The following is a 6,009-nucleotide window of genomic DNA, read 5'->3' as shown; positions in this document are numbered from 1 at the left end:
ATCGGCCGCGATCGTGGCCTGCGGCGCGGCACGCCTGGGCCTGTCCACCGCGCTCGCGGCCACGGTCGGCCGCGACGCCGCCGGCGACTTCGTCCTCGACACGCTGCGCGCCGCCGGCGTGGACATCGGCAACTGCGTGAGGCACGAGAGCCTGCCGACCGCGCTGACCGTGTGCCTCAACCGGCCCGACGGCGACCGCGCGATCCTGACCGCCCCCGGCTGCCTGCCCGCCTTCGACTCCTCACAGGTGCCGGAGGTGAGCGCACGCCATGTGCACGCGGCGTCCTACTTCCTCCAGCCGAGGCTGGCCGCCGGCCTGCCGGGCCTGCTGTCCCGCTTCCGGCGCGCGGGCGCGTCCACGTCGCTGGACACCAACGACGACCCGGCGGGGGAGTGGCGGCTCACCCCCGGCCTCCTGGCCGCGTGCGACTTCGTCCTGCCGAACGAGGCCGAGGCGCTCGCCCTGGCCGGAGCACTCACGGGTGAACCGGTGAGCGCGCTGCCGGCGGCCCTGACGACGCTCGCGAAGGCCGGCCCGGTACCCGTGGTGAAGCGCGGCGGAGAGGGAGCCGTGGCCCGCTACGAGGACACGGACGTGAGCGCACGGGGCCCGCGCGTGACCCCGTCCGACACGGTCGGCGCCGGCGACGGCTTCGACGCGGGCTTTTTGGCAGGCTGGCTGGGACGGCAGGACATCGAGGAGGCCCTGGCCTGGGGCTGCGCCTGCGGCGCACTGTCGACCCGCGCCGCGGGAGGCACCGCCGCCCAGGCGACCGCCACCGAAGCCGAGACCGCCGCCGCGGAGATGAGAGTGACACGAGAACGAACCTGACAGCCACACACGCGTGGGCGCGGGGTGCGCGGGTGCGTGGTGCTGGACGGCGCTTCGGCGTCCTGGCGGGTGTGCGCGTGTGGCGGGCGCCTAGCGCGTGTTTCGAGGTCCCGCCCTCCCAGACACTCCCCGCCCTCCCAGGGGGCGCCGACCCCACTTCCATTGTCAAGCCACCCCACACACCAAAGAAAGACCACACCCACGGCTGTGGAAAACCCACGACCCGACCACTTCGAGACTGGCCCTAGGTGCGGCGGGTGCGTGGATGCGGTGGATGCATGCGGCGAGCGTCTGGGGGCTGCGGGTGCGTGGGTGCGCGGGTTCGGGCGGGCACGGTGACGGCGCGCGGGTTCCGTATAGGTGGCGATGCTGGGTTCGGACGGTGGGGCGTGGGGCGGTGCTCGGGGTCAGACGGTGATGACCTCGACGCCTGCCGCGCGGAGGCGGCTCAGTTCCGACTGGTCGGCGCTTGCGTCGGTGACGAGCATCGCGACCTCCTCGATCGGTGCGATGCGGGTGAACGCGCGGTTGCCCACCTTGGACGAGTCGGCCAGGACGACCACGCGTGCGGCGGTGTGCATCAGGCAGTGGTCGGTTTGGGCCTCGACCTCGTCGTGCGTGCTGATGCCGCCGGCCGCGTCGATGCCGTCCACGCCGAGGAACACCAGGTCGAGGTGGATGCCGGCGAGGGCGCGGTCGGCGATCGGGCCGACCAACTCGTACGACTCGGGCCGTACGCTGCCGCCCGTGACGACCAGGTCGATGGCCGAGCGTACGGAGAGGTCACCGGCGATGTTGAGGGCGTTGGTGACGACCTTCAAGGACCGGCCGAGCGACCCGAGCGCGCGGGCCAGCTCGGTCGTCGTGGTGCCGCCGCCGAGGCCGACCGAGTGCACCGACTCGGTGACCAGGTGCACCGCGGCCTGTGCGATGCGGAGCTTCTCCTCCTGGTGGCGGCCGGTGCGGTAGCGCATCGGCAGCTCGTAGATCACCTCGGCGGCCACCGCGCCGCCGTGGGTGCGCTTGAGGAGCTGTTGTTCTTCCAGCGCCCGCAGGTCCCGCCGGATGGACGCGGGTGAGGCGTTCAGCTCGGTGGTGAGGTCGAGAACGGAGACCGTGCCGTGTTTCGCGAGCCGGTCGAGGATCAGGCCGAGCCGCTCCTGTTGACGCATTCGATCACTATAAAGCACTATTCGCGCTTGTTAATAGTTGTTTTAACGCGATACTTACCAGTCGGCATGCTCGTTCGCTCACCCGAGGTGATTCGAGGAGCGGCGGCGTCACTTGAAGCCGGACGAGGCGATCGACCGTACGAAGAACCGCTGGGCGATCACGAACAGCACGAGTACCGGGATCTGGCTGGTCACGGTGCCGGCCATCAGCACCGGCCAGTTCGTCAGGTGAGAGCCCTGGAAGTTCTGCAGGCCCATCTGAATGGTCATGTTGCCCGGGCTCTGGATGGCGATCAGCGGCCACAGGAAGTCGTTCCAGACGTTGAGGAACGTGAGCACCGCCAGCGTCGCCAGGGTCGGGCCCATGAGCGGCAGCAGCACCCGTACGAGCGTGCGGAGGCGGCCGGCGCCGTCGATGCGGGCGGCCTCCTCCAGTTCGCGTGGCACGGTCGTGAAGAACTGGCGCATCAAGAAGACGCCGAACGGGGTCGCCAGGTTGGGGGCGATCAGGGCGCCGAGCGTGTCGGTCAGGTGCAGGTCGCGTACGACGATCAGCGTCGGCAGCATGACGATCTGGAACGGCACCATCAGGGTCGCGAGCACCAGGACGAACAGCACGCGGCTGCCGAAGAAGGGGATCCGGGCGAACGCGTATCCGGCGAGAGCGCAGAACACCAGGTTGCCGAGCACGCAGGCGACCGAGACGATCGTGCTGTTGAGCAGCCAGTGCCCGAACGGTCCCTGGTGCCAGGCGTCGGTGTAGTTCTGCCAGTGCACGCCGCCGGGCAGGCCGGGTGGGAAGCGCCGGGTCTCCGCCTGGGTGGAGATCGACAGCAGCACCATCCAGATGAGCGGCGCCAGCATCACCAGGGACAGCGGGACCAGCAGCAGGTGCAACGGGCTGGGCCGGCGGCGGGGCCGCGGCCGGCCGCCGTGCTCCGTACGGACCGCCTGGCGCGGAAGGGCAAGGGTCATGTCAGCCCGCCTCGTAGTGGGAGCTCCGCCGGCCGAGCCACAGCTGTACGACGGTCACGATGAGGATCACGACGAACAGCGCGCAGCCGATGGCGGCGGCATAGCCGCCGTCGAAGTCGACGAACGCCTGCTGGTAGAGGTAGTAGACGAGCACGGTGCTGGCGTGCAGCGGCCCGCCCTTGGTCGTCACGTACACCTCGTCGAACAACTGCAGCGCGTTGATGGTCAGCCAGACGAGCAGGAACGACGAGGCCGGCGCGAGCAGCGGCAGCTCCACCTTCCAGAACGCCTTCACCCGCCCGCAGCCGTCGAGCGCGGCGGCCTCCATCAGCTCTCGCGGCACGTTCTGCAGCGCGGACAGGTAGATGATGACGGCGAAGCCGAGCCAGCCCCACACGGTCATGGCGACCACGGCCGGCAGCGCCTCGCCGGTGCTCTGGAAGAAGCCCTGCTGGGGGAGGCCGAGCTTGTCGAGCCCGGCATTGATCAGGCCGATCTGCGGGTTGTAGAGCCAGCTGAAGATCACGCCGGTGGCGACGGTGGAGGTGACGAGCGGGGCGAACACCGCCATCCGGTAGAAGGTCATCCCGCGGACCTTCTGGTTGAGCAGCACGGCGATCGGGATCGCGAGCACCATCGTGATCGGTACGAACAGCACGCAGTAGTACAGCGTCTGCCGGGCGGCCTGCCAGAAGACCGGGTCGTGCACCATCTTCTGGTAGTTCGCCGCGCCCGACCAGGTGCCGGGCGAGGTCAGGTCGGTGTCCTGGAATGACAGCAGCACCGACCAGAGCACCGGGACGAGACCGAACACCGCGATCAGCAGGACCGCCGGGGAGACGAACGCCCAGCCGGTGAGATGGTCGGCTCTCCGGAGGCGGTTGCCCCGTCGCCGCCCCGTCCGCGCGGTGCGCCGTCCCGTGGGCCGCCCGGCGGTGGCCACCGCCATCATGCCCCCGCGAGGATCTGGTCGACCTGCCGGCGTGCCTGGTCGAGCGCGGCCTGCGGCTGTGCCTTGCCGAGCAGCACCGCCTGTACGGCGGCGCCCAGGGCCTGGGAGATCTTCGGATACTCGGGGATGTTCGGGCGGGACTTGGTGGCGTTCTTGCTCAGGTTGTCGACGAAGACCTTGTTCGCCGGGTAGCGCTTGAGGAAGTCCTGGTAGCCCGGCAGTTTCGTCTCGGACTCGCGAAGCGGCAGGTCACCGGTTGCGGTCGCGAACTTCAGATGCGTCTGTGCCGAGTCCAGCCATTGCAGGAACGCCCACGCGGTCGTGCGGTCGCCCTTGTTGAAGAGCATGTAATTGTCCGGACCGGCGATGGTCGCGTGGCTGACCTTGGCGGGCAGGATCTGCGCGCCGTAGGAGATGTCCTTGTTGATGCCGGACAGATCCCAGGGGCCGGTCCAGAGCATCCCGATCTTCCCGGAGTTGAAGAGGTTCTGGTACTGCCCGTCGCCGGTGTCGAGATAGACCGAATGGTCGGTCACCGCCATGTCGTGCAGCAGCTGCATGGCCTGCAGCCCGGCCGGTGAATCGAACGCGGCCTTCTTGTTGTCGGAGGTGAGCAGGTCACCGCCCGCCTGCCACAGCATCGCGATGAACCGCCAGACGGTGTCCTCGGTGCCGTCGTTGACGTACGCCCAGCCGTACCGGTGCTGGGAGGCGTCGGTCAGCTTGCGGGCGGCGTTGCGGAAGTCGTCCCAGGTCCAGTTCGCCGTCGGGTACGAGAGCCCGGCGGCGTCGAAGAGCTTCTTGTTGTAGACCAGCGCGAGGTTGTCCACGAGCGCGGGGACGCCGTAGATCCTGCCGTCGGGCGTGGTGGAAGCCTCCCGGGCGGCCGGGAAGAAGTCGTCCCACTGGAAGGACGGGCTGCTCTTGACCAGCGAGGTGAGGTCCTGCGTCTGGTGCCGAGCGGCGAGCGTGTTGATCGAGGAGCCGAACTCATAGGCGATGCCGGGCGCCTTGCCGGAGACGAAGGACGCGAGCGTCTTCTTCAGCGCGTCGTCGTTGCTGCCGCCGAAGGTGACGTCCACCTTCTGGTCGGGATGGGCGGCGTTCCACTCCTGGCCGAGCTGGGCGATCGCCTTGGCCTCGACGTCGGTGTAGCCGTGCCACATGACCACCGCGCCGTGCGAGCCGCCGGAGCCGCCCGAGCCGCCGGAACACGCCGCCAGGGACGCGAGGGCGAGCGCAGCCACGCCCGCGGTGGCCCGTACGCCGAGCCGTCGCCCGGTTCGTCTTGGTGTTACGCGCATCTCCACGACTCTCCCTAGAAACGGCGACACACCCGGGTGGCCGCCTCGGGTGTCCGGTGCTCGCTAACGATTGTTAGGCGGGACTTTAGATCAGAAGCAATCATCAAACAAGGCGTATCGCCAAGAAAGCGACAGCTCGGCGGCCTCGTGAGCGCCGGTACGGCCGATCTCGATCACGAGCGTCCTGGGAGGTGGCGAGGCCGGGGCCCGGTCGTACGGGCGGCGGTGATCGGGATGTGATCGCCCGCGAGCGCGTGAGCGCTTGATCGGTGTCCGTGGCATTGCCGGAGCCGCTCGCTCAGCGTGGCGGCCCCGTCACTGACCTTGATGCATTACTCGCAGTAACCATCTGTTTTCATTTTTGCCCGTTGACGCGATTTTACCTGCGTTTTATGCTCCCCACGGATTTTCCCGGTGTGAAGGGAGGCGGTGCGTCAGGTCTCCGCCATATTAATCGGCCGAGCCGACGCAACAATCTTCCATCCTGCACCGATGCGCTGATGGATCGTGTAATTCGCCCCGCCGTTCATCCGTGCCCAATAGGCCGGATCGCGATTCGCCGCGCCTTTTCCCGGTCCCTCGTAGCCCCGATGAGGTGGTAGATCCGTGCGCAGAAAAGGCAGTAGGACAAGGGCACGCCGGCTGACGGCGGTGCTTTCGGCCGGAGCGCTTCTGAGCGCCGGCCTGGGCGGGGTGGCATCGGCCGCGGCGAACGCCGCCGCACCGCCCGAGCAGACGCCCCATCAGGCCGCCGGCGACCGCGATGCCCGCCCC

5 protein-coding genes are annotated in these 6,009 nt (G+C 68.9%); 1 reads left to right on the top strand and 4 read right to left on the bottom strand.

Annotation, left to right across the window (positions count from 1 at the left end; translation table 11 throughout):
- Positions 1 to 832: carbohydrate kinase family protein (locus tag ACFFNX_RS41940; RefSeq protein ID WP_378211799.1), on the top strand; the 832-nt coding region annotated here is incomplete at its 5' end.
- A gap of 407 nt (positions 833 to 1,239) precedes the next feature.
- Here the strand turns inward: ACFFNX_RS41940 and ACFFNX_RS41935 are convergent.
- The 4 genes from ACFFNX_RS41935 to ACFFNX_RS41920 all read right to left on the bottom strand — a co-directional run bounded on the left by ACFFNX_RS41935 (position 1,240) and on the right by ACFFNX_RS41920 (position 5,235).
- Complete coding sequence (locus tag ACFFNX_RS41935) at positions 1,240 to 2,004, bottom strand: DeoR/GlpR family DNA-binding transcription regulator (RefSeq protein WP_378211797.1); 765 nt, start codon at positions 2,002 to 2,004, stop codon at positions 1,240 to 1,242.
- A gap of 108 nt (positions 2,005 to 2,112) precedes the next feature.
- Positions 2,113 to 2,979 carry a carbohydrate ABC transporter permease gene (locus tag ACFFNX_RS41930; RefSeq protein ID WP_378211795.1) on the bottom strand — a complete coding sequence of 289 codons (867 nt, stop codon included), beginning with the start codon at positions 2,977 to 2,979 and terminating at the stop codon, positions 2,113 to 2,115.
- Position 2,980: 1 nt separating this feature from the next.
- Positions 2,981 to 3,931: a carbohydrate ABC transporter permease gene (locus ACFFNX_RS41925; protein WP_378211793.1), complete on the bottom strand. Its 951-nt coding sequence runs from the start codon at positions 3,929 to 3,931 to the stop codon at positions 2,981 to 2,983.
- Complete coding sequence (locus tag ACFFNX_RS41920; RefSeq protein ID WP_378211801.1) at positions 3,928 to 5,235, bottom strand: ABC transporter substrate-binding protein; 1,308 nt, start codon at positions 5,233 to 5,235, stop codon at positions 3,928 to 3,930. The genes ACFFNX_RS41925 and ACFFNX_RS41920 overlap by 4 nt, the downstream gene beginning before the upstream one ends.
- Positions 5,236 to 6,009 lie beyond the last annotated feature (774 nt).

This window comes from Actinoallomurus acaciae, assembly GCF_042429965.1.
In the GTDB taxonomy this organism is placed as follows: Bacteria; Actinomycetota; Actinomycetes; order Streptosporangiales; family Streptosporangiaceae; genus Actinoallomurus; species Actinoallomurus acaciae.
The sequence above is the reverse complement of the archived record's forward strand: the minus strand, read 5'-3'. Positions and strand labels throughout refer to the sequence as shown.